Annotated in this window: 25 protein-coding genes, 3 tRNA genes and 1 pseudogene; 8 read left to right on the forward strand and 21 right to left on the reverse strand. The window is 70.5% G+C overall.

Annotated features, from left to right (window positions below):
- Positions 1-21: 21 nt before the first annotated feature.
- From rplA to OHA34_RS19895, 5 genes are all read right to left on the reverse strand, one after another.
- A complete protein-coding gene (gene rplA, locus OHA34_RS19875) occupies positions 22-738 on the reverse strand; it encodes a 50S ribosomal protein L1 (protein ID WP_285942736.1) in 717 nt (238 codons plus the stop codon).
- 60 nt (positions 739-798) lie between these two features.
- Entirely contained in the window at positions 799-1,230 is a 432-nt protein-coding gene (gene rplK / locus OHA34_RS19880; protein WP_285942737.1) for a 50S ribosomal protein L11, read from the reverse strand.
- Between the two features lie 208 nt (positions 1,231-1,438).
- Positions 1,439-2,362: a transcription termination/antitermination protein NusG gene (nusG, locus tag OHA34_RS19885; RefSeq protein WP_285942738.1), complete on the reverse strand. Its 924-nt coding sequence runs from the start codon at positions 2,360-2,362 to the stop codon at positions 1,439-1,441.
- 84 nt (positions 2,363-2,446) lie between these two features.
- Positions 2,447-2,695, reverse strand: coding sequence for a preprotein translocase subunit SecE (secE, locus tag OHA34_RS19890; protein ID WP_285942739.1), 249 nt, complete (start codon positions 2,693-2,695; stop codon positions 2,447-2,449).
- 130 nt (positions 2,696-2,825) lie between these two features.
- A tRNA-Trp gene (locus OHA34_RS19895) sits at positions 2,826-2,899 on the reverse strand.
- A gap of 296 nt (positions 2,900-3,195) precedes the next feature.
- Here OHA34_RS19895 and OHA34_RS19900 point away from each other — a divergent pair.
- The gene (locus OHA34_RS19900) at positions 3,196-4,407 is read left to right on the forward strand and encodes a pyridoxal phosphate-dependent aminotransferase (protein WP_285942740.1); all 1,212 of its coding nucleotides are present in this window, start codon (positions 3,196-3,198) and stop codon (positions 4,405-4,407) included.
- 124 nt (positions 4,408-4,531) lie between these two features.
- Here OHA34_RS19900 and OHA34_RS19905 read toward each other — a convergent pair whose 3' ends face one another.
- From OHA34_RS19905 to OHA34_RS19915, 3 genes are all read right to left on the reverse strand, one after another.
- Complete coding sequence (locus OHA34_RS19905) at positions 4,532-5,320, reverse strand: hypothetical protein (RefSeq protein WP_329518541.1); 789 nt, start codon at positions 5,318-5,320, stop codon at positions 4,532-4,534.
- Positions 5,321-5,322: 2 nt separating this feature from the next.
- The gene (locus OHA34_RS19910) at positions 5,323-5,832 is read right to left on the reverse strand and encodes a SigE family RNA polymerase sigma factor (protein ID WP_285942742.1); all 510 of its coding nucleotides are present in this window, start codon (positions 5,830-5,832) and stop codon (positions 5,323-5,325) included.
- An 85-nt stretch (positions 5,833-5,917) separates the two neighbouring features.
- Entirely contained in the window at positions 5,918-6,937 is a 1,020-nt protein-coding gene (locus OHA34_RS19915; protein WP_329518542.1) for a hypothetical protein, read from the reverse strand.
- A 251-nt stretch (positions 6,938-7,188) separates the two neighbouring features.
- On the opposite strand from OHA34_RS19915, the gene OHA34_RS19920 reads away from it, so the two are divergent.
- Positions 7,189-8,217 (forward strand): adenosine deaminase, encoded by a 1,029-nt coding sequence (locus tag OHA34_RS19920; protein WP_285942744.1) that lies wholly within the window; start codon positions 7,189-7,191, stop codon positions 8,215-8,217.
- 111 nt (positions 8,218-8,328) lie between these two features.
- Here the strand turns inward: OHA34_RS19920 and OHA34_RS19925 are convergent, their stop codons facing one another.
- The 8 genes from OHA34_RS19925 to OHA34_RS19960 form a co-directional block, all read right to left on the reverse strand.
- On the reverse strand, positions 8,329-9,810 hold the full coding sequence (locus OHA34_RS19925; RefSeq protein ID WP_329518543.1) for a DHA2 family efflux MFS transporter permease subunit: 1,482 nt from the start codon (positions 9,808-9,810) through the stop codon (positions 8,329-8,331).
- A 56-nt stretch (positions 9,811-9,866) separates the two neighbouring features.
- Positions 9,867-10,463: a TetR/AcrR family transcriptional regulator gene (locus tag OHA34_RS19930; RefSeq protein WP_329518544.1), complete on the reverse strand. Its 597-nt coding sequence runs from the start codon at positions 10,461-10,463 to the stop codon at positions 9,867-9,869.
- 66 nt (positions 10,464-10,529) lie between these two features.
- Positions 10,530-11,612, reverse strand: coding sequence for a UDP-N-acetylmuramate dehydrogenase (locus OHA34_RS19935; RefSeq protein ID WP_285942747.1), 1,083 nt, complete (start codon positions 11,610-11,612; stop codon positions 10,530-10,532).
- A 173-nt stretch (positions 11,613-11,785) separates the two neighbouring features.
- A complete protein-coding gene (locus OHA34_RS19940; protein WP_285942748.1) occupies positions 11,786-12,211 on the reverse strand; it encodes a MaoC family dehydratase in 426 nt (141 codons plus the stop codon).
- Positions 12,211-12,648: a MaoC family dehydratase N-terminal domain-containing protein gene (locus OHA34_RS19945; protein ID WP_285942749.1), complete on the reverse strand. Its 438-nt coding sequence runs from the start codon at positions 12,646-12,648 to the stop codon at positions 12,211-12,213. The genes OHA34_RS19940 and OHA34_RS19945 overlap by 1 nt, the downstream gene beginning before the upstream one ends.
- 295 nt (positions 12,649-12,943) lie before the next feature.
- Complete coding sequence (rpmG, locus tag OHA34_RS19950; RefSeq protein ID WP_067812252.1) at positions 12,944-13,108, reverse strand: 50S ribosomal protein L33; 165 nt, start codon at positions 13,106-13,108, stop codon at positions 12,944-12,946.
- A gap of 118 nt (positions 13,109-13,226) precedes the next feature.
- A tRNA-Met gene (locus OHA34_RS19955) sits at positions 13,227-13,300 on the reverse strand.
- Positions 13,301-13,675: 375 nt separating this feature from the next.
- Positions 13,676-13,748 (reverse strand) — tRNA-Thr (locus OHA34_RS19960).
- A 187-nt stretch (positions 13,749-13,935) separates the two neighbouring features.
- On the opposite strand from OHA34_RS19960, the gene OHA34_RS19965 reads away from it, so the two are divergent.
- A complete protein-coding gene (locus OHA34_RS19965; RefSeq protein ID WP_329518545.1) occupies positions 13,936-14,967 on the forward strand; it encodes a hypothetical protein in 1,032 nt (343 codons plus the stop codon).
- A gap of 54 nt (positions 14,968-15,021) precedes the next feature.
- Here the strand turns inward: OHA34_RS19965 and OHA34_RS19970 are convergent, their stop codons facing one another.
- Both OHA34_RS19970 and OHA34_RS19975 read right to left on the reverse strand, forming a co-directional pair.
- The gene (locus OHA34_RS19970; protein ID WP_329518546.1) at positions 15,022-15,753 is read right to left on the reverse strand and encodes a protein phosphatase 2C domain-containing protein; all 732 of its coding nucleotides are present in this window, start codon (positions 15,751-15,753) and stop codon (positions 15,022-15,024) included.
- 124 nt (positions 15,754-15,877) lie between these two features.
- Positions 15,878-16,297, reverse strand: a complete 420-nt coding sequence (locus OHA34_RS19975; protein WP_329518547.1) for a protein-tyrosine phosphatase family protein — start codon at positions 16,295-16,297, stop codon at positions 15,878-15,880.
- 274 nt (positions 16,298-16,571) lie between these two features.
- On the opposite strand from OHA34_RS19975, the gene OHA34_RS19980 reads away from it, so the two are divergent.
- Positions 16,572-17,345 carry a class I SAM-dependent methyltransferase gene (locus tag OHA34_RS19980; protein WP_329518548.1) on the forward strand — a complete coding sequence of 258 codons (774 nt, stop codon included), beginning with the start codon at positions 16,572-16,574 and terminating at the stop codon, positions 17,343-17,345.
- A 150-nt stretch (positions 17,346-17,495) separates the two neighbouring features.
- Here the strand turns inward: OHA34_RS19980 and OHA34_RS19985 are convergent, their stop codons facing one another.
- Positions 17,496-19,859 (reverse strand): cellulase family glycosylhydrolase, encoded by a 2,364-nt coding sequence (locus tag OHA34_RS19985; RefSeq protein ID WP_329518549.1) that lies wholly within the window; start codon positions 19,857-19,859, stop codon positions 17,496-17,498.
- Positions 19,860-20,020: 161 nt separating this feature from the next.
- Between OHA34_RS19985 and OHA34_RS19990 the strand changes: the two genes are divergently transcribed.
- Positions 20,021-20,563, forward strand: coding sequence for a GNAT family N-acetyltransferase (locus OHA34_RS19990; RefSeq protein ID WP_329518550.1), 543 nt, complete (start codon positions 20,021-20,023; stop codon positions 20,561-20,563).
- 245 nt (positions 20,564-20,808) lie between these two features.
- Here OHA34_RS19990 and OHA34_RS19995 read toward each other — a convergent pair whose 3' ends face one another.
- Positions 20,809-21,342, reverse strand: coding sequence for an AAA family ATPase (locus OHA34_RS19995; RefSeq protein ID WP_285942757.1), 534 nt, complete (start codon positions 21,340-21,342; stop codon positions 20,809-20,811).
- Between the two features lie 264 nt (positions 21,343-21,606).
- Between OHA34_RS19995 and OHA34_RS20000 the strand changes: the two genes are divergently transcribed.
- A complete protein-coding gene (locus OHA34_RS20000; RefSeq protein WP_329518551.1) occupies positions 21,607-22,101 on the forward strand; it encodes a hypothetical protein in 495 nt (164 codons plus the stop codon).
- 378 nt (positions 22,102-22,479) lie between these two features.
- Here OHA34_RS20000 and OHA34_RS20005 read toward each other — a convergent pair whose 3' ends face one another.
- Complete coding sequence (locus OHA34_RS20005; protein WP_285942760.1) at positions 22,480-22,929, reverse strand: hypothetical protein; 450 nt, start codon at positions 22,927-22,929, stop codon at positions 22,480-22,482.
- A gap of 336 nt (positions 22,930-23,265) precedes the next feature.
- Between OHA34_RS20005 and OHA34_RS20010 the strand changes: the two are divergent.
- Together OHA34_RS20010 and OHA34_RS20015 are read left to right on the forward strand one after the other, a co-directional pair.
- Positions 23,266-23,834, forward strand: a pseudogene (locus OHA34_RS20010) (transposase family protein); the annotation flags it as partial.
- A 445-nt stretch (positions 23,835-24,279) separates the two neighbouring features.
- A complete protein-coding gene (locus OHA34_RS20015) occupies positions 24,280-24,723 on the forward strand; it encodes a hypothetical protein (RefSeq protein WP_329518552.1) in 444 nt (147 codons plus the stop codon).
- Positions 24,724-25,288 lie beyond the last annotated feature (565 nt).

Consider the following 25,288-nt stretch of genomic DNA (forward strand, 5'->3'; position numbering starts at 1 on the left):
CGCGCGGCGGCGGGACGGTGCTCAGTTGTCCTCGAACTCCGCGGTGAGGTTGCGGACCGCGTTCGGGTCGACGGGGATGCTCGGCCCCATCGACGTCGTCAGCACGGCCTTCTTCACGTAACGGCCCTTGGCCGCGGACGGCTTGAGCCGCTGCACCTCTTCGATCGCCGCGGCGTAGTTCTCCACGAGCTGCTTCTCGTCGAAGGAGGCCTTGCCGATGACGAAGTGCAGGTTCGCGTGCCGGTCCACGCGGAACTCGATCTTGCCGCCCTTGATGTCGGACACGGCCTTGGCCACGTCCATGGTGACCGTGCCGGTCTTCGGGTTGGGCATCAGGCCGCGCGGGCCGAGCACCCGGCCCAGCCGGCCGACCTTGCCCATCTGGTCCGGCGTCGCCACGACCGCGTCGAAGTCCAGGAAGCCGCCCTGGATCTTCTCGATCATGTCGTCGGAGCCGACGATGTCGGCACCGGCCGCGAGGGCCTCCTCGGCCTTGGCCCCGCCGGCGAAGACCAGCACGCGGGCGGTCTTGCCGGTGCCGTGCGGCAGGATGACCGTGCCGCGCACCATCTGGTCGGCCTTGCGGGGGTCGACGCCGAGCCGCAGGGCGACCTCGACGGTCGCGTCGAACTTGGCGGCCGCGGTCTCCTTGGCCAGCTTCACGGCCTCGGTCGGGCTGTACAGCGCCTCACGGTCGATCTTCTCGGCCGCGGCGCGGTAGCTCTTGCTGCGCTTCATCGACTGCTCCATTCACGGAGTTCGTGGTACGGGCCGCGCAGGCCCTCCCACCGGGTGGGACTACTTGACCTCGATGCCCATCGAGCGGGCGGTGCCGGCAATGATCTTGTCGGCGGCGTCCAGGTCGGTGGCGTTCAGGTCGGGCATCTTGGTCGTGGCGATCTCGCGGATCTGGTCGCGGGTCACCGAGCCGACCTTGGTCTTGTGCGGCTCGCCGCTGCCCTTCTCGACACCGGCGGCCTTCAGGATGAGCTGCGCGGCCGGCGGGGTCTTGGTGACGAAGGTGAACGACCGGTCCTCGTAGATGGTGATCTCTACGGGGATGACGTTGCCGCGCTGGGCCTCGGTAGCAGCGTTGTACTGCTTGCAGAAGTCCATGATGTTGACGCCGTGCGGACCGAGCGCGGTACCGACCGGCGGCGCCGGGGTCGCCTGTCCGGCGTTGAGCTGGACCTTGACGATCGCCGAGATCTTCTTCTTCTTCGGAGGCATGTCTACCCCTATGTCCCGTTTGCTTTCGGTTCCGACTCCCACGGTTCATGGGCAGCGTCGCGGCCGGGACTCCATCGCGACGTAGGAACCGCTCGCTCCCGTACATCCCCGCGGACGGGGCGGCGCCGGGGCCTTCCGGCCCGCGCGCGACCGCACGGGAGCATCCCCGCGTACGCGGGGCAGTTTCAAGGATATGCGCCGACCGGCGTCAGATCTTCGAGACCTGGTTGAACGAGAGCTCGACCGGGGTCTCCCGGCCGAAGATCGACACCAGCACCTTGAGCTTCTGCTGCTCGGCGTTGATCTCGTTGACCGTGGCGGGCAGGGTGGCGAACGGGCCGTCCATGACGGTGACCGACTCGCCGACCTCGAAGTCGACGGTGGCGGCGACCTTGGCGTGCTCCTTGGCCTTGGACACGCCCTCTTCGGGCTCGGGCGCCAGCAGGTTGGCGACCTCGTCCAGGCTGAGCGGGGACGGCTTGTTCAGCAGCCCCACGAACCCGGTCACGCCCGGCGTGTTGCGGACCGCGGCCCACGACTGGTCGGTGAGCTCCATCCGGACCAGGATGTAGCCCGGCAGGACCTTCTCGTTGACCTTCTGCCGCTTGCCGCCCTTGATCTCGGTCACCTCGTGCTGAGGGACCTCGATCTGGAAGATGAAATCTTCCATGTTGAGGGTCTGGGTGCGGGTCTCGATGTTGGTCTTGACCCGGTTCTCGTACCCCGCGTAGGAGTGCACGACGTACCAGTCGCCCGGCTCCAGGCGGAGCTGCATCTTGAACTCGGCGTAGGGGTCGACCGGCGGACCGGCGTCGACCTCCTCGGCCTCGTCGTCAGCCTCGCCCTCGCCCTCGGCACCGGCCTCGGCGTCCGCGGACTCGCCCTCGGCGGTCTCCGCGTCGTCGGCCTCGGCCTCGGGGGCCGCCGCGCCGGACTCGGCCTCGGCGGTCTCGGCGGCGGGAGTGTCGCCCTCGGTCTCCGTGCCCACCGGCTCGGCCCCGGCCTCGGCGGCGGTGCCGGCGACGGCCTCGTCCGTCTTCCCAGCGGGCGTTCCCGCCGGGTCGGCCGGAGCAGCCGCAGCGGACTGGGCCTCTTGTACGGCCTCGTCGTAGGGCTGTGAGGACTCGGACACGGTGACTCTTTCTCTCGATCGGTCTGCGTGATGGACTTGCGGGCGCCGGGGCACCGGCGGACGGCCTGCGATACCGGGGACGGCTCAGCCGAAGATGGCGTAGATGCCCTTCTGGAGTCCCCAGTCGACGCCGGACACGATCGCGACCATGATCAGTACGAAGACCAGGGACACCGTCGTGTAGGTGATCAGCTCTCGGCGCGTGGGCCAGATGACCTTGCGCAGCTCGGCGACGATCTGGCGCACGAACTTAGCGGGCGAGGTCCGCCTGGACCTGGTCTCACCCTTGCCTTCGTCCTTCGCCGCGGCGTCGCCGCGCGTGTCAGTCGCCATTGTGCCGCCGTTCACCTCATAGGTCGTGACCAACCACCGTCATGTGGTTGTTGCGCGGGCCCGCGCCGCCGTATGCCATGACTCGGCGCGCCGTGACGTGAATCGGCACGGGTGCGCGCACCGCACCTCGCAGGGCAGGAGGGACTCGAACCCCCAACCGCCGGTTTTGGAGACCGGAGCTCTAACCAATTGAGCCACTGCCCTACACCCCCCCGAAGGGGGAAATACAGCCACCCCCCGAAGGGGGGAAATACAGCCGCCCCCCTGAGGGGACGGTCGTGCGCCGACCGATGCGATCGGGTCGTGCCGGTCATAGCTTACGGCCTCGCGCGTGCATGCCGTAAACCGATGACGCGCCACTAGATCGATGAGTCTACGTGCCGACGGGCTCCTCGTCGAACCGGAACGCGGCACGATCGTCCGGCAGCGCGTCCGCAGGCCGTCCGACCGGCGCGTATATATCGCGCAAGTCATCGCGCGGCGTCTGTAACGATAGGGACATGAGCATCGACCGTCCTCGCATCTCCAAGCGCATCGCCGCGATCTCCGAATCCGCCACGCTGGCCGTCGACGCCAAGGCCAAGGCGCTGAAGGCGGCGGGCCGCCCGGTCATCGGGTTCGGCGCGGGCGAGCCCGACTTCCCCACGCCCGGCTACATCGTCGAGGCGGCGGTGACCGCGTGCCGGGTGCCGCGCTTCCACAAGTACACGCCGGCCGGGGGGCTGCCGGAACTGCGCACCGCCATCGCAGAGAAGACCGTCCGCGACTCCGGTTTCCGGGTCGACGCGGCGCAGGTCCTGGTCACCAACGGCGGGAAGCAGGCGGTGTACCAGGCGTTCGCGGCGCTGCTCGACCCGGGCGACGAGGTGATCGTGCCGACGCCGTACTGGACCACCTACCCCGAGTCGATCAAGCTGGCCGGCGGGGTTCCGGTCGACGTGGTCGCCGACGAGACCACCGGCTACCGGGTCAGCGTGGAGCAGCTCGAAGCGGCCCGCACCGACCGCACCAAGGTGCTGCTGTTCGTGTCGCCGTCCAACCCGACCGGCGCGGTCTACAGCCGCGACCAGATCGAGGCGATCGGCCGCTGGGCCGACGAGCACGGGCTGTGGGTGATCACTGACGAGATCTACGAGCACCTGGTCTACGGCGACGCCGAGTTCCACTCGATGCCGGCCGTGGTGCCCGAGCTGGCCGACCGCACGATCGTGGTCAACGGCGTCGCCAAGACGTACGCGATGACCGGCTGGCGGGTGGGCTGGATGATCGGCCCGAAGGACGTGATCAAGGCCGCGGCCAACATGCAGTCGCACGCCACGTCCAACGTGGCCAACGTCTCGCAGGCCGCGGCGCTGGCGGCGGTGACCGGCGACCTGGCGGCGGTGGCCGAGATGCGCACCGCGTTCGACCGGCGCCGGCAGACGATGGTCCGGATGCTGAACGAGATCCCGGGCGTCCTGTGCCCCGAGCCCGAGGGCGCGTTCTACGCCTACCCGTCGGTCAAGGGGCTGCTGGGCAAGGAGATCCGGGGCAAGCGCCCGCAGACCTCGGTCGAGCTGGCCTCGCTGATCCTGGAGGAGGCCGAGGTCGCGCTGGTCCCGGGTGAGGCTTTCGGCACGCCGGGCTACTTCCGCCTGTCCTACGCGCTGGGTGACGAGGACCTGACCGAGGGCGTCTCCCGCGTCGCCAAGCTGCTGAACGAGGCGGGCTGACGACCGCCGAGAGACAGAGCGGGACGCCCCGACGGTCCGGACGAGACCGTCGGGGCGTCCCTTTTTCCTTCCCCTTGGCCGCCCTCCCTGGCCGCGGGGAAAGTACGCCCCCTCTGCGGGATGGTCAGGGGCGTACGCCTTCTGCGACCGTCAGGAGCTCGTCGCGGAGCGCCGGGCCGACCAGCACCAGGATCCCGACGCCGGGCCGTTCCACCCACGCGATCTGGCGTCCCCGGTCGGGACGGTCGGTGGTGACGGCGGGGTGGCCGTGCACCCGGTCCTTGCCGGCCACCGGTGTCCCGCCGGCCGTCGGGGCGCCGTCGATGACGTCACCGGGTCCGGCCAGCCCGGATCCGCGGGTGATGTGCACTTCGACCCAGCCGTTCGTCCCGGACCAGCGGCAGTTCGTCGTGCGCCGCCCGCCCTTCTCCAGCTCGGCGCACGGGCGGAGGGCGCGCAGGCCCGAGGGCAGGTACGTCATCCAGCCCGGAGCCGGGCCGCCGTCGCCGGACGGGCCGTGCGGGCCGTCCGGGCCGCCCTGCCCCGGCGGGTGCGAGAGGAGGGGGCGCGGCGACTCGGTGCCGCCGATGTCCCGGGACGGCACCGGGGCGGGCGCGCCCGAGGTGCGGGACGGCACCGGCTGCGGCATCGCCCGGCCCGGCTGGTCCGGGCCGCCGCGTCCGGCGGGGCCGTCCGAGGCGGCGGGTGTGCTCACCTGCCCGGCGCGGAAGCTCTGGTAGCCCGGGATGATCGCCACCGCGACGACGGCCGCCGCGCCGACCCCGAGCGCCACGCGGATCCGCGCGACGCGGCGGCGGTACCGTCCGCGCACGTCCCCGGCGAGCGTCGCCGGGGCCGACGCGTCCGCCACATGCTCGACCATGGCGGCCCGCAGTTCGTCTTCCAGGTCCATCGTCAGCCCCCCATGAGCGTCAGGCTGCCGCCGAGGCGCTGGCGGAGCCGGGCCAGTCCTCGGGACGCCTGGCTCTTCACCGTGCCGACCGAGCAGCCGAGCATCTCCGCGGTCTCCATTTCCGACAGGTCCTCCCAGTAGCGCAGTACGAGCACGGCCCGCTGCCGCGGCCCCAGCCTGCGCAGCTCGTCCATCAGCGCCCCGCGCAGTTCGAGGGCGTGGTTCTCCGGGTCCGCCGGGACCTCCGGCGGCCTGGCCATGTGGATCTCCCGCAGCACCTTCCAGCGCCGCGCCCGGCTGATCATCAGGTTGACCAGGATCCGGCGGACGTACGGTTCGGGGTCGGACTCGGGGTCGAGCCGCCCCCAGTGCCGGTAGGCCTTCTCCAGCGCGGTCTGGAGAACGTCCTCGGCGTCCTGTCTGGACCCGCACATGAGAACGGCGGTCCGCATCAGCGCGGTTCCGCGTTCCGCCACGAACTCCACGAACGATTGGTCATCTCGACGCCCCACGGTGCTCCGTCCGGCTCGGCACTCATGCAGTTGTCACCGGGGCGGACGGCCCCTCGCGCCTGAGGGCCGTCCGTCCCCGGGAGCATCAGGCGGGCAGCCTCAGCTTGGACGTGACGTCCTGGAGGTGGCCGGCGAGGGCCGGGCTGCCGTTGACGTAGACGGCACTGCCGTCGGAGCCGAGCATCAGGACGCCGTCGCCCTTGGGGGTCTGCCAGGCGACCGCTCCGCCCACCATGGTCCTGCGGGCGCCGGAGGCGAGTCGCACGGCCTGCCGGAGCTGGGCCGGGGTCGCCTTCGGGGTGGCCTTCAGCCGCTCGACGGTCAGCCACTGGCCGTTGCCCGCGGTCCACTTCTGGGTGGTGACGCAGATCTGCCGGGGGCCGACCGTCCTGGCCGCGGTGCCCGCGGCGCTGAAGCGCAGGCCGCGGGGCAGGGTGAAGGCCTTCTCGGCCGCGCTGCCGATCACGACCGCGGGCGGCAGCTTGTCGCAGGACGCCGTCGGCTTCGCCGGAACGGACGGGACCGACGGGACGCGCGAGGCGGGCAGGTTCGACGGAGCCGGCGAGGGCTTGCCCGCCGGCGCGACGCCGGTGGTCTTGGCGCAGGGAGGCGTCCCGGGCTCGGCGCGCGTGCCGGCCTTGCCCGGCGCGGCGGGCGCGACGTTGGTGGGGACCTTCGCACCGTCGGGCAGCTTGGCTCCGTCGGGCAGCTTGGCGCCCTCGCGAAGCTTCGCACCGTCCGGCAGCTTCGCACCATCGGGGACCTTGACGCCGCTCGGGAGCTTGACGCCCTCGCGGAGCCTGGCGCCATCGGGCAGCGTGCGGCCGTCCGGGAGCTTGGCACCGTTCCGCAGCGCGGTGCCGTCGGGGAGCTTGGCGCCCTTGGGCAGGTCGCCGGCCTTCGGCAGCGTGGACGGGCTCGGCAGGCAGGACGGGCGCGTCGCCGCGGCGGCGGCCGGCTTCCCCGCCCCCGGCGCGTCGGGCAGCCGGGAGGCGTCCGAACGGAGGCCGGCCTCGGGCTGGGCGACCGAGGCGTAGGTGGCACCGCCGACACCGACCGTGCCCACGGCCGACGCGACGATCAGGGCGGCCTTTAGCGAAATCATCCTGTATCCCTTCATGCCCCTGTTTTTCTCTTGCGCCCCTCACATACGCGCGACCCCCTCGGGGGGTTGCACGGGTTCCAGAAAAGTTTTCCGGGCGGGTGCCCGCACGTCCCCGTGGCGGGGCGACGGCGGCGGCGACCAGTGCCGACATGGTCGATACGTGCCATGAGTGATGACTCATGCGGATGATCTGGGACTCCCCACGGGACCTTCCGCGCGACACGGGGGGCCGGATCGGGCAGCATTACGTCATGGAGGCCCGTACCGTTGGTGACCGCCCGATTTCCGAACTCCCCAAGGCCCACCTGCACCTGCACTTCACCGGCTCGATGCGGCACACCACTCTGGTGGAGCTGGCGGCCGAGCACGGCGTGCACCTGCCGGACGCGCTGGTGGAGGACTGGCCGCCCCGGTTGCGGGCGACCGACGAGCGCGGCTGGTTCCGGTTCCAGCGGCTGTACGACATCGCCCGGTCGGTGCTCCAGACGCCGGACGACCTGCGCAGGCTGCTGCGCGAGACCGCCGAGGACGAGGCGGCCGAGGGGTCGGGCTGGCTGGAGATCCAGGTGGATCCGAGCGGGTACGCGGCGCGCTTCGGCGGGCTGACGCCGACCGTGGAGCTGGTCCTGGACGCGGCCCGCGAGGCCGGCGCGGCGGCCGGGGTGGGGATCGGGGTGGTGATCGCGGCCAACCGGATCAGGCATCCCCTCGACGCCAAGACGCTGGCCCGGCTGGCGGTGCGGTACGCCGGGCGGGGCGTGGTCGGGTTCGGGCTGTCCAACGACGAGCGCCGGGGACGGGCCTACGACTTCGAGGGGGCGTTCCGGATCGCCCGGCACGGCGGCCTGCTGTCGGATCCGCACGGTGGCGAGCTGCTCGGTCCGGCGAGCGTCCGGGAGTGCCTGGAGACGCTGAAGGCCGACCGGATCGGGCATGGCGTGCGGGCGGTGGAGGACCCCCGGCTGCTGGAGAGCATCGTCGAGCGGGGCGTGACGCTGGAGGTGTGCCCGGCGTCCAACGTGAGCCTCGGGGTGGCGGCGACGGCGGCGGACGTCCCCGTCCGGACGCTCTACGAGGCGGGGGCCTCCATCGCGCTCGGCGCCGACGACCCGCTGCTGTTCGGTTCGCGGCTGGCCCGCCAGTACGAGCTGGTCCGCGCCGAACACGGGTTCGCCGACGCCGAGCTGGCCGAGCTGGCCCGGCAGTCGATCAACGGTTCGGCCGCCCCGGACGACGTCCGCAAACGCCTGCTGACCGGCGTCGACACCTGGTTGGACTGACCTTCCGGCCGGCCGTCCGGACGGGCGAGCGGCCCGGCCGGACGGTGGTCGACCGGCCGGGCTCCCGGCGGGGCGGGCGACCGGCCCGGCGGCGCCCGCCCGGCCGGCGGTTCAGCTCGCGGGCGTCCGCGCGGCCTCGGCGGGACGAGGGCCGGTCTCGGCCGCGCCGCCGCCCTCGGCCGCACCGTCCGCCTTGGCCGCACCGTCCGACTTGGCCGCCCCGGCCTGCTCGGACGGGAGGCCCTTGGGGATGAACGCCGCCGCCACGACTCCGGCGGCGAGGACCGCCACGCCGAGCCCCATCGCCGGGCGCAGGCCGTCGACGAACGCGCCGGGGTCGCCGAGGTCGCCGTTGCCGGCGAAGACCGCGCCGAGCACCGCGACCCCGAGGACCGTGCCGAGCTGGCGCAGCATGTTGCCCACCCCGGACGCGACCCCGGTCAGCTCCGGCGGGGCGAAGCCGAGCGTCATCCGGGCGACCGGCGCGAAGAACAGGCCCATCCCGATCCCGGCGAGCACGAACCCGGGGACGAACGCGGCGTAGGTGGTGGCCGGGGCCAGGACCACGAGCATCCAGCCGAGCCCCACCGTCTGCAACAGCAGCGCGGCGGCCAGGACCGCGCGCCCGCCGAACCGGGTGATCAGCGGCGCGGTGAGCGGGCCGACCAGGATCGGCATCCCGGTCCAGGGCAGCGTGCGGATCCCGGCCTCCAGCGGCGTCATCTGCTGGCTGCCCTGGAGGAACTGGATCAGCAGGAAGGTGGAGCCGAACATGGCGAACGTCATCAGCAGCGAGATCACGTTGACGAGGCTGAAGCCGCGGCTGCGGAACAGCCGCATCGGCAGCATCGGCCGGGTGGTGCGCAGCTCGTGCGCGACGAAGGCCACCAGCAGGACGGCGCCGCCGGCGAGCGAGCCGAGGACCTGACCGCTGGTCCAGCCGTGCTCGTTCCCGCGCACCAGGCCGAGCACGATGCCGAGCAGCCCACCGGTCACCAGCAGGGTTCCGAGGATGTCGAGGCGCTTGGCGGTGCCCCGGCTCTCGGTCAGGAAGCGGGGGGCCAGCGCGACCAGCACCACGCCGATCGGCACGTTCAGCCAGAAGATCCACTGCCAGCTCGTGTACTGGGTGACCGCGCCGCCGACCACCGGGCCGAGGGCGACGCCGAGCCCGCTCATGACACTCCAGGCCGCGATGGCCACGCCGCGCTTGGCGGGCGGCACGGCGCCGGCGAGGAGTGTCAGGGTGAGCGGGGTGACCACCGCGCCGCCCACGCCCTGGACGGCGCGGGCCGCGATCAGGACGCCGATGCCGGGGGCGAGCGCGGCGGCGGCGGAGGCGAGCGTGAAGAGCGCGAGCCCGGCGGTGAACAGCCGGCGCCGCCCGTACCGCTCGGCGACCGCCGACGCGGGGAGCAGCAGGACGGCGAACGTGAGGGTGTAGGCGTTGACCGTCCACCCCAGCCCTTCCAGGCCGGTGCCGAGGTCGGTGCGGATGGACGGCAGCGCGTTGGTGACGATCAGGTTGTCCAGGGCCACCATGAACAGGGCCACCCCGGTGACGATGAACGTCCGGAGTGCTGGGTGCCGCATACTCTTCTCCAAAATTAGTTATCAGTCACTAACTTGAGTGCGCAAAAAAAATAGGATCAGCCGGTACTCCCCTCAACGCCGTCCCCGCCATCACCCTCTGCGGTGCCGGTGCCCTCGGCCCACCTGCCGAGCGACTCGGGAAGGTCGTCCCCCCATGCGTGGGGCACGTCGAACGCGGTGAGCACGTTCAGCAGCATGCCGACCGAGGCGAACCGCATGACCTCCTGCCGGCCCTCGCCTGACAGCTCCCCCACCGTCCGCAACAGCCGCGCCCACCGGTCATGGCCAACCTGCCGGACGTCGCCGTCGCTCAGCGCCGCCGCGTAGATCTGGAGCTGGAACTGGAGGAGGGTGGTGTCGCCGTGCAGGAGCTTGCGGTAGCGGGCCCCCATCGCGGTCATCGCCTCGCCCCCGTACAGCCCGCCGGCCGCGTCGCGCATCTCGCCCTCAATGTCGTCGAAGCAGCGCTCGGCGGCGGCGAGGAACAGGGCCCGCTTGGACGGGAACAGGCGGAACAGGTACGGCTGCGACACCCCCACCCGCTCGGCGATGGCGCTGGTCGAGGTGCCCTCGTAGCCGCCGCGCGCGAACTCGGCGATGGCGGCGCGGATCGTCAGCTCGCGACGATCGGCGGCGCTCATCCTGGGGCTCATGGCAGCCAAGTTAGTGCTCAATCACTAACCAGGTCAACCCGTCCGGGACGGACGCACCGGAGATGGTCAGAGGTGCACGCCGACCAGGACCGGCTCGTTCACCATCTCCACGCCGAACGCCTCGCGGACGCCCTCGCGGACCTCACGGGCCAGCGCGAGCAGGTCGGCGGTGCGTCCGCCGCCGGGGTTGGTGAGCGCCAGGGTGTGCTTGGTGGAGATCCGCGCCGGCCCCGTCCCGTGCCCCTTGGCGAACCCGGCGCGGTCGATCAGCCAGGCGGCGGAGGTCTTGGTGCGCGGCGTCCCGTCCGGAGCGGGGCTCTCGGCGTACCGCGGGAACGCGGCGTCCGGCCCGAACCGTCCGGCGACGCGGCGCTCCAGGTCGGCGAGCTGCGCGGGATCCAGGATCGGGTTGGTGAAGAACGATCCGGCGCTGCGGGTGTCGGGGTCGGCCGGGTCGAGCACCATCCCCTTGCCGCGGCGCAGCTCCAGCACCGCGTCCCGGACCTCCTTGAGCGGCGCCCGCGCGCCGGGCTCCACACCCAGCTTGCGCGCCAGCTCGGCATAGGCGACCGGCTGCGACTCGTCGGACTCGCGGAGCGCGTACGTCACGTCCAGCACGACGTACCGGTCGGAGCCCTTGAAGGCGCTGTGCCGGTAGGTGAACCGGCAGGCGGCGTGATCGAGCGTGACGACCTTGCGGGTCTCACGGTCGTAGCCGCGCACCTGGACGATCGTCTCGCTGACGTCCTGCCCGTACGCGCCGACGTTCTGGATGGGCGTGGCGCCCACGCGGCCGGGGATGCCCGACAGGCACTCGATCCCGGCGAGCCCGTCCGCCACGCAGCGGGCGACGAACGGCTCCCACTCCTCACCGGCCTGGGCCCGGACGAGCAGCCGCCCGTTCTCGCCGGGCACGCTCTCGGTGCCGCGCGTGCCGACGTGCACGACCGTGCCGGGGAAACCGTCGTCCGACACCACCAGATTGCTGCCGCCGCCGAGCACCAGCGTCCGCTCGCCGGCGTCGTCGGCGGCGCGCACCGCGGCGACCAGCTCCGCCTCGGTGGTCGCCTCGACGAAGCGGCGGGCGGGACCGCCCAGCCGCAACGTGGTGTATCCGGACAGCTTCACCTCTTCAGCGAACACCGCCACGTCGTCTTTCCCTCCCGTACGTCCGCGTCCGCGTGGGCCGGGCGAGAAACACCCCGGCCCACGCGGACGGAAACAGAACGTGCGTCCAACCCAACCGGACGGCCGGCCCGCGGTGCGGACGACCCGCCGGAACGCCCCGGGCCGGGACCCGGGCCCGGCTCCGAGCCGGTGGGTCAGGCGAGCTGGACCACGGCCTTGGCGCGGGTGAGGACCTTCTGGTCGCTGGACCGGGCGGTGAGCGCCACGACGACCTTGCCGCCGTCGAGCTTCTCCTCCACCTTGCCGCTGATCTCCAGCGTCGCGCCGCCCTCGTCGGGCACCACGACCGGCGAGGAGAACCGTACCCCGTAGTCGACCACGGCGCCCGGGTCGCCGACCCAGTCGGTGACGAACCGGCCGCCCTGCGCCATGGTGAACATGCCGTGCGCGATCACGTCCGGCAGCCCCACCGACCTGGCGACCCGCTCGCGCCAGTGGATCGGGTTGAAGTCGCCGGACGCGCCGGCGTACTTGACCAGGTCGGCCCGGTCGACCGGGTAGCTGCGCGCGGCGATCTCGGTGCCGACCTCGACGTCGGTGTACTGCACCTTGGCGGTCATCAGGCCCCCCGCTCGACGATGGTGTTGTGGCTCTTGCAGATCGGCTCGCCCTCGACCGTCGCGACCTCGGTGACGATGACCAGCTTCTCGTTCTTGCCGATCGACTTGATGTCGGTGATCGTCGAGGTGCAGACCACCACGTCGCCGGCGCGCAGCGGGCGGGTGTACTCGAAGCGCTGCTCGCCGTGCACCACCATCGCGTAGTTCAGCCCGAGCTCGGGGTCGGCGAGGCCGGCGCCGCCGAGCGAGACCACGATGGGGAAGGTCGGCGGGGCGATCACGTCGGGGTGGCCGGCGGCCTTGGCCGCCTCCTGGTCCCGGTAGATCGGGTTCTGGTCGCCGATCGCGTCCGCGAATTCCCGGATCTTCACCCGGCTGACCTCGTACGGATCGCTCGGCGGAAAGCTCCGCCCGATGAAATCACGGTTGAGTGCCATGCAGTCCGTCCCTCCACGTCGAACAGGGGCTTCCGAGAGCCCGCCTGCCCGTGTGCCCGCGCCCAAGCACGTCTTTCTCGGTCTGGACGGACGGTAACAGAACGACGTTCAGCCCGCCCTCGCGGGTCGGTGCGAGGACGGGCTGCGGAAACGTCGGGCCGGCGGGCCGGGATCCGGCCACCGGGACCGCGGCGGGCGGCGAGCCTCCTGCCCGGCGCCGGGGCGCTGCGGGCGGCGCGTCGCCGCCGGTGCCGAGCGGCCGGTCTCCCGGCCGCCGGTGCCGCGGATCAGCAGGTCAGCGGGTCTCCCGGTGCGCGCGGTGCGTCCGGCAGTTGGGGCAGTACTTCTTGATCTCCAGGCGGTCCGGGTCGTTGCGCCGGTTCTTCCGCGTGATGTAGTTGCGGTGCTTGCACTCCTGGCAGGCCAGCGTGATCTTCGGCCGTACGTCGGTGGCAGCCACGATGGAGTGCCTTTCTGAGCTGGGGATATGGACTTACGTACCTCGGCCGCCCCGAAGAGCGGCCGGCGATTCGACCCGACGCTCCCGGCCTCCGGGTGGAGGCGGGAGGTCTGGGTAGTAGCGAGGGCCGGACTTGAACCGGCGACACAGCGATTATGAGCCGCTTGCTCTGCCTGACTGAGCTACCCCGCCGTGATGGTCGGTGTGGACCGGATTGCAAGGATACCGGAAGTCCACCGATCCCTGGGAACACGAGAACCCGGGCTTTGAGGCAGGGCCTCGGTTCCGGATGGTCTGACGCGGACCGGTCATCAGGTTACCGCCTGTGCCGATGACCTGCGAATCGTCCCGCTGGAACCGGAGGGACGCTATCACAGCGTGCGGTAAGGAACGAAATCAGGACAGCGGCTCGAGACCCCCGTGCCCACCGGGCCCACTGTGACGGCCGGGCCGGGCCGCGCTGAGCAGCCGATCCGGCGGCCGGGCCGCCGACCGGGGCCGGGTCGGTGCCCGGACATGACAGAGGCCGTCTCCCGATCAATTCGGGTGACGGCCTCTGTTCTGCTGAGCCCCTTTACGGAATCGAACCGTAGACCTTCTCCTTACCATGGAGACGCTCTGCCGACTGAGCTAAAGGGGCTTGCTCCGCTCGTGCAGTGAAACCATACACGGCTCCGACAGCACATGCGAAATCGTTTCGCCGCCGTCGCCGCCCGTCCCCGTCCCGCCCCCTGACCTCCCGCGCACGAGGCACCGCGCGGGGCGGCGGAGCCCCTCGGATCTGCGTCGGTTCTCCCGATCCGCCCCCCTATGCCAGGGTGATCGTCATGAGTGCGGCATTCCAGCGGGCCTGCGACGAGCTCGTCCAAGCGGCGATGGTCGAGGACCAGGCTTTCAGCGACCTCCTGCCCCAACTCATGCAGGCGTCCGAGACCGCCTCCCCCGCCGAGAAGACCGCGGCGATGCCGCGGTTGGCCGAGGGCCTCGCCGAAGCGCCGCCCAACCTCGGCGGCTGGCTCGCGGTGATCGGCGGCTCCTGGATCGAGCACGGCGCCGAGATCGGCCCGTTCGGCGACGCCCTCGTCGAGCGGCTCATCATGGTCACCGCGGCGGCGCTGGCGTTCGGGAACGCCTGGCAGGAGGCCACCGGCGGCAAGCCACCGGACATGGAGGACGACCGGCCGTCCCAGCAGGCCGTCGACACCGTCGGCCCCAAGCTCCAGGACGGCGCCGTCAGCGCGATGATGTCGTGGTTCGCGCTACCGCAGTTCGCGATGTCGGCCTGCACCGTTCTGTCCAGGTCGCCGCGGGTGCGCAGCGGGCTCACCGACCGCGACTTCCACGTCTTCGCCGCCGGGCAGGCCGCCGAGCACCTCCCCCAGATGGGGTTCGTCCGCGACCTGCTGCGCGTCCTGGACGGCGAGCGCCTCCTGGTCCTCGACCGGCGGACCCGGCAGGGCTGGACGGTCACCATCGGCGGCATCGGCGACAACTTCCAGTTGCACACCCTCCTCGCCGGCGCCCTCGTCGGACGCCCCGGCGGCCTGCCCGGCAAGCCCCCGGCGCCGGAGATCATCTCCTGCTTCCTGGACGCCGAGACGCCGCCCGACAGGCCGATCGTCAGCAGCCCGTGGAACCTGGTCGACGCCAACGGCGAATGGATCTACAACGAGGGCGTGCCGGCCGACATCCCCGCCGTCAACGGCACCCGCGTCGTCGTCCTCGACCCGCCGTCCTACGAGCGGACGTTCCCGGCGGGGCGGCGGTTCCCGATGATGCCCGCGACGCTCACCGTCGACGGCATGCACCTCGCCGAGGACCTCGACGGCTGGTGGTCGCACATCACCGACCCGAAGTGATCGGCTCCGACCCGCACGGCAGGGCCGCGGAACGGGGTCGGCGCACCCCCGCACTCAGAACCTGACCATCACCGCGGTGGCGTCGTCGTACCGTTTGCCCCGCTCCCCCGCCTGCTCCTCAGCCGCCTCGGCCTCCCGCGTCCGCCGGATGACCTCGGCGGGACCGTCCCGGTCGAGCAGATCCAGCAGATCCGGCCACCCCAGTACGGCGAAGCGCTCGACCAACCGTGACGCGCCGTCGCTCAGCACGGCCGCCCGCCGTACCTCCTTCAGCGGCAGCGCCCCGCCCAGAGCCTCGTACGCCGCCTCCGGCCGCGTGCTCGCCACCCAGAATCCGCCCGGACTGTTCCGCGCGGCCCGGACGGCCTCCACCGTGTAGGACGGCAGGCGATCCACCCGTCCGTCCCGCAGGACGAGCACCTCACCCGTGTCCACCAGCACCGGCGAATCCGCGAGGACCAGCCAGTCGAGCGCGTCGCCACGCCGTCTCAGCATCGCCACTGTGGCGGAGGGGCTGTCGGGGTTGTCCAGGTCGCACGTCCCCGCATGCGCCGCGCAGACCATCTCGATCGCCCCGGCGAGCAGTTCGGACAACGGCTCCCCGCCCCCGCCCGCCCCCGCAGCCCCTGCGGCGCCTGCGGCCAGCCGTCCCGCCAGCGCCCCGCCCAGCCTGCGGACGAGCCAGGCCGGATCGTGGCGGCATCCGGAGTCCACCCCCGGACGCGCCGTCGCCCCGTCCAGCACGACCACCCAGTCCGGGCCCGCCACGACGAAGTCCTCGTTCACGCGTCCGGGAGTCGCCTCACTCGCATAGTCCACACGCACGTTGCAGGCCTACCCGTCCAGAAGAGCCGTCCCGACTACAGAACCACGCCGCACCCCAGGCACGACAACAGAACGACCTCGAACCTCATGAAGCCCGTCCGCTTTGGAATCGGGAGACATATCGCCGCTGCCAGGGCGTCTCCACGGCGCGCGACTCGTAATTCGCCCGGACATAGGCGACCGCTTCACGATCGGCCACCCCGTCCAGCACGGCGATGCACGCCAGCGCCGTGCCGGTTCGCCCACGCCCGCCGCCGCAGGCGACCTCGACCCGTTCGGTCTCGGCCCGCGTCCAAGCCTCGCGCAGCGCCTCCTGGGCGTCTTCACGATCGGACGGCAGCCGGAAGTCGGGCCAGCGAAGCCAGCGGGACTTCCAGTCAACGGAAGGCGGCTCATGCCCCAGCAAGTACAGCCCGAATGTGGGCACCGGCCCTTCCGGAAGGGGGTGCCTTAGTCCCCTACCGCGAATGAGCCGGCCTGAGGGCAGTCGCAGTACCCCCGTCATCGCAGGCTCCCAAGCAGTGTTCACGGAGTGAACATAGCGACGCCCCCTCAGCGGCGACAGCCTGTGTTCACGTCCTCTTCACCTGACCTGGGAGATCAGCCATTTTGCCTTGAGCGAACACTCCCCTCATGCCCCAGCCCTCCAGCCCCAACGAGAGAGCCTGGCTGCCCGGCGTCGACCCGTGGCTGGGCTGAGGGCTGCCTTCCGCTGATAGGCAGCTAGTCAGCGAAGGTTGCCAGCGGCCGGTAAAAGCTGTTGATGGATCGGAACTCTGGTGTGCACGCTGAAGGACATGAATCCAGCTGACTTCTATACCGGCATCGTCGCGGAGTGCTACGCCCCATTGAGGTCCTTCGCCCCCACCCCCGACCCATATGAGGCCTTCGTACGCGAGGTGGGCGCGCCGGCCCTGGAACTGGGCTGCGGAGACGGCGACCCGCTCCTGGCTCTGCGCCGGCGCGGTCTGGACGTCGAGGGCGTCGACTCCTCCGCGGACATGCTGGAGCGCTGCCGCCGTCGTGCGGCCCAGGAAGGTATCGCCGTCACAGTCCACCGGCAGCGGATGGAGACGCTCAGCCTGCCCCGCCGGTTCCGAGCAGTCTTTCTGGCAGGACCGACTTTCAACCTGCTACCGGACGACGACACGGCCCAGGCCGCCCTCCGTCGTATCCGCAGCCACCTGGTCGACGGCGGTGCCGCGTTGATCCCGCTCCACGTCCCGGCACCGACCCCAGCCGGCCGGATCGGCCAAGTCCGCACCGTCACCGCCGCTGATGGTGCCGAGTTGCGGTTCTCCGTGGTGTCGGAGAACCGCGACGAAACCGCGCGGACACAGACCTCCGTGCTGCGCTACGAACGTCTCCATGACGGTGAATGCAGCGTCGTTGAGCGTCCCTGGCTACTGCACTGGTTTTCCCGCTCTGGATTCGAGAGGCTCGCTGCGGAAGCTGGACTTATCACGGTGTCGGTGTCCGATGCAGACGGCAACATCGTCGACGACGACGCCTCCTTCTCAGTATTTCGACTTCACGCTGCCCCCGCTAGCTGAACCTGTCACGCCGGCCAGCCCGACAGGGGGACTGGAGTTTGCACGGTGACGTAGTGGAGCCGTCCAATGGGGGCGTGCACCCCCCTCCGCGGCTTGCGAGTCGCGGCGCTGTACGCGGTGGGCCTGCCGCGGCCCGGCCGGCTCGTGGGACTAGCCGACGGTCAGGCGGTACCGGCCGGTCGCGCAGCCGGTCAGCCGCCAGCCGCCCGGGACCTGGCGGACGGTCAGGCCGGAGACGTTCTCGCCGTCCGGCATCGGACGGGCGTCGCCGGGCACCCAGACATCCAGGTCGCAGCCTCCTCGGGCCGCTTCACCGGTGAGGCGGAGCGTGCGGGCGGTAGGGGTGGAAAGCGAGCGCAGGCGTCCGGGCACGGCTCGCGGGTAGGCGCGGGAGAGTTCCTCGACGGCCACGGGATCGCGCGGAAGGTCCTTGCCGGTGGCGCAGTCCACCTTGTTGAAGCCGTTCCCGATGGGGCCGATCCCGTTCTGCGGGTCGCCGCAGGCCTGCTTCCACACCCAGAACGCGCCGCCGATGCGGTGGGCGTCCTCCTGCTCGGAGTAGCGGCGCACCTTGGCCCGCACGGTCGCGGCGTCGCCCCAGAAGCCCCATTCGCCGCTCCACACCGGAATGTCCTTCGCCGTCCGGGCCGCCAGCGTGAAGCCGTGCTCGATCGTGGTGACGGGCGGCAGGCCGAGCGAGGCGTCCATGGTGATCGACTCGCCGTAGAGGTGCGGGGCGAACACCAGGTTCGGGTCGTTCCGGAACGAGCCGCGCGGCAGCGCGTCGAAGCCGGTCCCCGACCAGAAGATGCTCGGTTCGAAGAAGAACAGGTGCGGACGGGATTCGCGGGCGCGGATCTCCCTGAGCACGCGGTCATAGAAGCGGCCGAGCAGGAGCGTCGAGGTGATGGGGGCCTGTTCGCCGAAACCCGGCTCGTTGAGCGGGTCGTACCCGGCGATGGACGGGTCGCCCCCGTAGCGGGCGGCGAGCATGCCCCAGGTCTTCACCAGGCGGGCCTGGACGCCGTCGCGGTCGTAGTAGAAGTTCGTGAACGCCCGGTCGCCCGCCGGGGAGATGTCGCGGCCGGTGAACTGGCAGCGCGGCGCGCCGTCGGCGCGGGTGGCCCACGCGGGCGCGCCGTCGTAGCCGTCCATCGGCGAGGTCCCTGGCGGGCAGGACGCGCCGGGCGGGGTCGGCTGGTTGTTCCAGCCGTCCTGGTGCAGGTCGAGCACGGTGTAGAGGCCGTGCTCGCGGGCCCAGCCGATGGCCTGATCGGCGCGGGCCAGGTAGCCCTGGTCATACCGGCCGGGCGACGGCTCGATCTTCGACCAGGACAGCGCGAGGCGGACGACGTTGAAGCCGAGCCCGGCCATCTGCCGGTAGTCGTCCTCGGTGAGGGGGCGCGTCGCCGGGACGCCGGGGCGCGGCGCGTGGAAGTCGACGAGCTGGTTGACGTTGACTCCGCGCAGCAGCACCTGCCGTCCCGCCGCGTCGACGATCCGTGGCCGGTCGCCGCGCACGGCACTGAGCGGCAGTACGTCGCCGGTGGTTCGCCCCGCGGGTGCGGTCGTCGCGGCGGACGACCCGGTCGCCGCGACGACCGCACCGGCCGCGAGCACCGTCCATGCCGTTGCCGCCGCGAGCAGCCGTGGCGGCGGGACCGCGCCCATGGCGTGCTCGCGGCGGGACAGGGCGAGCGCTGCGAGTCCGGCGGCCCAGCCGAAAGCCGCGCCGAGCGAGACGCCTTCGGAGATGCGGAGGTAGAGGGCTGCGGGCGTCTGGAGTACGCTGCCGAACCCGTCCGCCAGGACGATCGCGGCCGTCTGGACGAGTCCGAGCGCCGCGCCCGCCCACAGGGTGGCGAGCCATCCGCCGAGGAACAGTCCCGTGCGGTTGCGGGCACGCCGCGCGAAGGTCGTCTGGGCACGCGTCAGCGCGACGAACAGCACGGCCAGTCCGGCGGCCAGGGCGAGCGGCCCGGCCTCCGGGGAAAGCGACGGCGCTCCGTCCGGCAGGTCGGCGGACCAGCGCGCGGCCACCCACGGGCCGGTGGCGGCCACCAGGGCCGTGACGCTCGCGGCCACCGGCCAGGCCGTCCCGGTCTCGACGGTCGCGTCGGACTCGACGGGCCGCCCCACCAGCGACGCGGCGGCCGGGAGCAGTGCCCAGAGCGCCGCCTTGGGCACGGTGAACGAGGTCGCCCAGAGCAGGTCGGCGGGATCGAGGTGCGGAGCCGTCGCCACCAGGCTCATGGCGAACTTCGCGACGAGCGCCGACAGCACGATCCCGGCCCACACGACGGCGAAGCGATCGCGCCGTCCCAGCCGACCGAACGAGCGCGCCGTCCAGGCCGTCCCGGCGAGCAGCAGCGGGACATACACCAGCAGCGGCGCGGCCTGCCACCGGGTGACGGGCAGGAAGTCCCCCGGGTCGCCGTAGAGCGCGAAGAACCCGACGGGATCGGCGACCGCCCCCAGCACGAGCAGAAGCGCGAGAACTCCGGTGACGTACACGCGTCGAAATTACATGAATATGCTTCACGTTAGCTAGATGTGCACCTAGGGAGATCAGCCGGTCGTTGACGGGAGCGACTCCGGCCGGGCAGGGATCCCGCGTCCACGCAGGTAGGCGCGGAGGGTGGGCGTCGTCGGGCCGAACCGGTCGGGTCACACCCATGGCCGGGGAGACCGGTTGCACCCCCCACCTGGTCGGCCCCATGCTGGCGGCCATGCTGATCAGAGAGGCGACGCCGCACGATTGGCCCGGGATGTGGGCGTTCATGGAGGGCATCGTGCGGGCCGGTGAGACGTTCTCATGGGATCGGGACACCACCGATTCCCAGGCCAGGCAGATGTGGTTCCCAGAGCCGCCAGGCCGCACCTTCGTCGCCGTGGACGAGGACGGAACCGTCCTGGGCACGGCGAACAGCGTCCGCAATCACAGTGGCGGCGCCGCACACATCTCCAGCGCGAGCTTCATGGTCGATCCGGCCCACTCCGGCCGCGGCGTCGGCCGGGCGCTCGGCGAGCATGTCCTGGGGCAGACACGCAAGGACGGCTTCCACGCGATGCAGTTCAACGCCGTCGTGGAGTCCAACACCCGGGCGGTGGCGCTATGGAGGTCACTCGGATTCGAAGTGATGACCACCCTCCCGGCAGGCTTCCACCACCCGGTTCACGGCTACGTCGGGCTGCACATCATGTACCGGCGGCTTTGAGTCACCGGCACATGGAGCAGGTCCCGCCTTCTGGTCTCGGCGATCCAGACACGGGCGCCGCTGGGCGGCAGTCGCAGATCACGTGGCGGATCGCGCAGCGCGAGAAGTGGACGTGCCCGAAGCACCGGGCGTCCCCCATGGGGCGGTAACTCGCAGAAGATCGCGGGGATTCCCGCACGACGCCGAGGGCGGCGAGCGTATCGAAGTCGTTGCGGTGGAACGGGCGGGGGCGATCTGCGGGTCTGTCACAGGCTCGTCCGGGAGGTCGGCCACCTGTCTGCCATCCACTCCCCCCAGTCGGCGAACCCCTGCGGTGGGGTCGGGTTGTAGCGTCCCGCGAGTTCCGCGTCGTCCGGCTCCTGGAACATTCCATCCCACTCGTCGAGGTCTGCCTGGCTGATCGGCCACGTCTGCTCGGGCGTGTCACGCCAGCGTCCCGTGACGCGCTCGACCTGGGTTGCACGATCGATGGGGAGGTAGACCGTGTGAACGTCCGCGCCGAGCGACGCGGCGAGCCAGCAGAGGCCGGCCCGCTCATCGCGTCCCCAGAAGCCGAAGTCGAGGATCACCGACCCGCCCGCGCGCAACACCTCCGTCGCGGTCCACACCAGGCGTCCCTCTACAACGTCTCGCTTCCCGTCGGCCTCGGCGTCACCGAACAGCGGCCCCATCCACTCGTCCGGGCTGAACCGCACCGCACCGTGCACCTCCGCCAACTCCCGCGCGAGGGTCGTCTTCCCCGCTCCCGGGAGCCCCACAATAAGAAACAGATCGGCCACGCCCGCAGTGTAATAGCCCATTCAGGGCCCCCGTCGGGGCCGGTGCTGCCAGCCGGTGCCGTCGGAATAGCCCAGTACGTGTGGCCCATTCGAAGATGTTGCGCGGGCGTGGCCCGATGGGGCTGGCGATGGACCGGAGTTCTGGAACCATGGGACGGTCAATTTACAGGTCGTGTGAACATCTCGCGGAGGACTGGCGTCCAAGTCGAAACGCCTCCCGCCTCTTCTGGAGTTCACATGCCACCCAACCGTCCCGGACAGCTCATGGCGGCGACCGTCCTCCTGGGCGCAACCTGGTCGATCATGGCCTTCCTGCTCGCTTGGGTGACCTCGAACGCCTACGAGGTAGCCGGGCTCGCTGACGAGATGTGGGCGGCGCATCCGGAGCTGGAGCGCCCCGGCGAGCCCGGAATTGGCAAACAGTACGGCGTCTATTGGGGCCTGCTCCTGCTCACGCTCTGCGTGTTGTTCTGGGCAATTCCGCGCGCACTCGGCGGGCACCGGCCGGGACGCGTCGGACTATGGGTGATGGCCGCCGTCCTAGCGCTCGAACCTCTCCGGATCTGCGTCGTGGCCATCGTGAACGACGCCGCCGACGCAACGATGGTGTTCCTCGCCCTCATCGGTATCGGCGCCTCGAGTGTGGCGGCCGTCCTGATGATGCTCCCTCCCGTGAACGCCTACCTCCGCGGCGACCATCAGCCGAACCCGCACAGTCAGGACAGCATCAGCTTGGATTACCATTTGGGAAATGACTGATCGTCTATGCAGACCGCGCATGCCCGTCTGCTCATTCGAAGGAGAGAAATGACCGCGATGTCAACGGAGGGACATACGGACTGATCCGACCGCATCGGTGACCGTTCGGGAATCTACGGATCAGAAGGTTGGGGCTGAAATCCCTCCGGCTGCACCAGCTCTCAGGCCCCTCGCGATCGCCGCAAGGGGCCTTCTTGTTTCACCGCACCCTTCAGAGCCCTGTCGAACCTGCCGGTCGCCCCCGAGAAGACCCGGAGGCCCTGTTCGCCTGCGGCAGCCTCAGGCTCTTCACCTTGATCGACCGCGTTCCCGATCACGAGCAGGCAGCGCGAGGTGATCGCTGTGCCCGCCGGCTCCGACCTTCCGATGAGCGACTGATCATGTTTGCGATGCTTCGCTGCCGGTGCCGTCACTGCCTTCGAGGGGTGGAGGGTCGTCAGGGAACCGGACGGGGGCGCGGTAGCGGCTTCGGTAGACACGGGCGACAGTGCCGGTCCAAGGGGAGAGCCTTGCACCAGGGGGCAGGTCAGGGGGCATTGCTGACGGATTCGTCATGATGCTCTCGTAGTAGGCGAGGCCCTTCGCGACGATCCATAGGGCGACATCGTCGACGAAGTCCTCAGTGCGAGGAGGGATCAGGTACTTGGTGAACTCTTCAGTCTTCAAATCCGCGGCCGCCTCCTCGTACGTCCAGTAAAAATCGACCAGGGCAGACTCGGACATTTCAGCGATGAGGCGGTCTAGCTCATCGGGATCGCGGATTCCCAGCTCGATCAGACGCCAGAATCCCAGCCACTGCGATCCGCCTTCCTCCTGTTGGTGTTCCACGTTTCATCCTCCGGTTGATATGTGCACAACCCGTGGTCGCGCGGGGTGCGTGCTCCCTGGTGGACTCAGGCGTGCGGCGTAGCCGCTGTTCTTTCCCCACCTTCCTCCCCCCGGCCCGACGAGTCCTGTACCTATCGGCGGACGGGTTCTGTCAAGGATGGTGAAGCCATCACGTGGTGACGCCGTAGGGCGCCCTTGGCGGGTTCCGGCCGCCGCCATCCTCAACACGTCGAGTCGGGAGGAGCCCCGCGCCCTTCCACCCCAGCCGGCTACAACCCCCTGCATTGTTAATCAGCGTTGCCAAGGATGCTGCGGGCTTGCACACGGAAGTCTTTCACCGCCTGGCGCTACGTCGACGAGACGGTGACGCTGCTGTCGATCCGGTCTCCCGAACTCAGCCGGGCGCTGGTGAAGGCCAGAGGGACGGGCTGCTCTACCTGGTCCTGGACGGCACGCTGATCCCGATCGACCGGGTGAGGGCCGACGGGCCCTTCTACTCCGGCAAGTACAGGAAACACGGCATGAACCCGCAGGTCATCGCCTCTCCGGATGGGACGCTCGTGTGGGTGTCGGGACCACTGCCCGGCTCCGTCCTCGACCGCAAGGCCGCCCGGATCTGGAGCTTGGTCCGCGAACCGGCCGCCTCCGGGATCCTGGTGCTGGCCGACAAGGGCTACGTCGGCGCCGGCCCGCACGTCAAGACGCCCTACAAAGGCAAGAACAAAACCGAGCCTTGCGAGGACGCCAACCGCTCCCACGCCCGGCTCCGCGGACCGGGTGAACGGGCCAACGCCCAGCTCAAGAGCTGGAAGATCCTGACCAAGCTACGGTGCTGCCCGCACCGGGCGGGTCACCTGGCCAAAGCCATCCACGTCCTCCAGAACCGCGAGCTCAACACAGGTTGAAAAAGGGTCATTGGAACTTGTGGCCGATCAGTATCGTCGGCGTCCTTCTCTCTGTTGTCCTGCTGGTGTTCGCGTTGTACTGCCTCCTGATGGCAGGCATCGGAGTCGAAGACGGCGGCTGGGCTTAGAGCCGTTCCCAGGGCCGTTCTTAGGGCCGCGCCGACCTCCGGCGGTTGCTCACCATTCGCGCAGGTCAGCTCGTGGGAAAACGGCTGTCGGGGCGCGTCGACATGTTTCCCCGCCTCCACATCGGGGACGGGGAACTGGTTGTTCGCCCCGTACGCCTGGCTGACCTTCTCTTGCCTCGCGGTGCGGGCCGAGGCGGCCTCAGACGAGGGATATCGCAGCGATAACGAATGGATATGAGCGGTCACTAGCGTCCCGATCATCGAGCGACAGAACGGGAGTCCAGATGAGAAAGTCCGGTATCGCCGCCCTTCGCGGCATGAGCTTCAAGACCAAGTCTGCTGCGGTGATGGGCATCGCAGCGGCGGGCGTCACGGTACTGCCGGTGGCCGCATTCGCAACCACGACAGCGCAGCCCGTAGAGGTAAAAGCGTCATGCCGCGGTGGGGCAGAAGCTAATTGGCTGATCCCCGACGGTGAGGGCTCGTGGGCCGGCAAGGTCCAGTGGCACGACACCAACAATGACACCGGGGACGACCAAGACGACTTCCTCATCACCGACCGGGACTTGGATGGACAGTCCTCCTCCCTCTGGGTGAAGAACAACTACACCGGGAAGACCTACTACAAGCACGTCTATAGCGGTGAGGGCTATTGCATGGGCATAGGAAGCCTTCCCAACGGCAAGACGGCCAGCTGGAAAGCCTGCGGCTGGGACGACGGCAAGGCCCTCGAGTGCAAAACGGGCAAGGTCACCGAATAGAGGCCAGTCGCCGCACGGTCCCCGGCCGTGGTGGCGGTTGGAAACCCGACGGTCGCCTGCGCATCTGCGCTGACCCGTCGGCCTTCGACACCGACCTCCACGACTGCGCCGCGGTCCTCATCGACTGAAGAACCGGCGATCGCGCGGGCCCGGCCTCCGGGCTGGATCCGCGCGATCTCGGCTGCCCTCTGGCCATCCCGGCCACCAGGACCGTCTTCGCGCAGCCGGAAACCCCCGCGCCACATCCCTACCTCGGGGCGTGGCACAACGCACGCGCCGCCGCATTCACTCCCGCGGAGGCCGCGTCGCCGCTCGCTGAGACGCCCTACGCCTTCCGGCATGCCGCCGTCTCCACCTGGCTCAGCGCGGAAGTTCCACCCGCACAAGTGGCCGAGTGGGCCGGCCGCAGCGTGGCCGTACTCCTACGCGTCTACGCCAAGTGCGTTGTGGGGCAGGCAGAGGAGGCCGAGCGCCGAATCTCCCAAGCAATCCAGGTCCACCAGACGCCGGAGGATCCTCCGCGGAGCACGGTCGACGAGGTCTAACGGGGCGCCAGACTTCAACC

Origin of the sequence: Spirillospora sp. NBC_01491 (genome assembly GCF_036227065.1) — a bacterium.
GTDB classification, from domain to species: Bacteria; Actinomycetota; Actinomycetes; order Streptosporangiales; family Streptosporangiaceae; genus Spirillospora; species Spirillospora xylanilytica.

Coding starts and splice junctions, on each gene's coding strand:
- rplA (WP_285942736.1), bottom strand. CDS start 738: ATGAAGCGCAGCAAGAGCTACCGCGCCGCGGCCGAGAAGATCGACCGT.
- rplK (WP_285942737.1), bottom strand. CDS start 1,230: ATGCCTCCGAAGAAGAAGAAGATCTCGGCGATCGTCAAGGTCCAGCTC.
- secE (WP_285942739.1), bottom strand. CDS start 2,695: ATGGCGACTGACACGCGCGGCGACGCCGCGGCGAAGGACGAAGGCAAG.
- OHA34_RS19900 (WP_285942740.1), top strand. CDS start 3,196: ATGAGCATCGACCGTCCTCGCATCTCCAAGCGCATCGCCGCGATCTCC.
- OHA34_RS19905 (WP_329518541.1), bottom strand. CDS start 5,320: ATGGACCTGGAAGACGAACTGCGGGCCGCCATGGTCGAGCATGTGGCG.
- OHA34_RS19915 (WP_329518542.1), bottom strand. CDS start 6,937: ATGATTTCGCTAAAGGCCGCCCTGATCGTCGCGTCGGCCGTGGGCACG.
- OHA34_RS19920 (WP_285942744.1), top strand. CDS start 7,189: ATGGAGGCCCGTACCGTTGGTGACCGCCCGATTTCCGAACTCCCCAAG.
- OHA34_RS19925 (WP_329518543.1), bottom strand. CDS start 9,810: ATGCGGCACCCAGCACTCCGGACGTTCATCGTCACCGGGGTGGCCCTG.
- OHA34_RS19930 (WP_329518544.1), bottom strand. CDS start 10,463: ATGAGCCCCAGGATGAGCGCCGCCGATCGTCGCGAGCTGACGATCCGC.
- OHA34_RS19940 (WP_285942748.1), bottom strand. CDS start 12,211: ATGACCGCCAAGGTGCAGTACACCGACGTCGAGGTCGGCACCGAGATC.
- OHA34_RS19945 (WP_285942749.1), bottom strand. CDS start 12,648: ATGGCACTCAACCGTGATTTCATCGGGCGGAGCTTTCCGCCGAGCGAT.
- OHA34_RS19965 (WP_329518545.1), top strand. CDS start 13,936: ATGAGTGCGGCATTCCAGCGGGCCTGCGACGAGCTCGTCCAAGCGGCG.
- OHA34_RS19975 (WP_329518547.1), bottom strand. CDS start 16,297: ATGACGGGGGTACTGCGACTGCCCTCAGGCCGGCTCATTCGCGGTAGG.
- OHA34_RS19990 (WP_329518550.1), top strand. CDS start 20,021: ATGGCCGGGGAGACCGGTTGCACCCCCCACCTGGTCGGCCCCATGCTG.
- OHA34_RS20000 (WP_329518551.1), top strand. CDS start 21,607: ATGGCGGCGACCGTCCTCCTGGGCGCAACCTGGTCGATCATGGCCTTC.
- OHA34_RS20015 (WP_329518552.1), top strand. CDS start 24,280: ATGAGCTTCAAGACCAAGTCTGCTGCGGTGATGGGCATCGCAGCGGCG.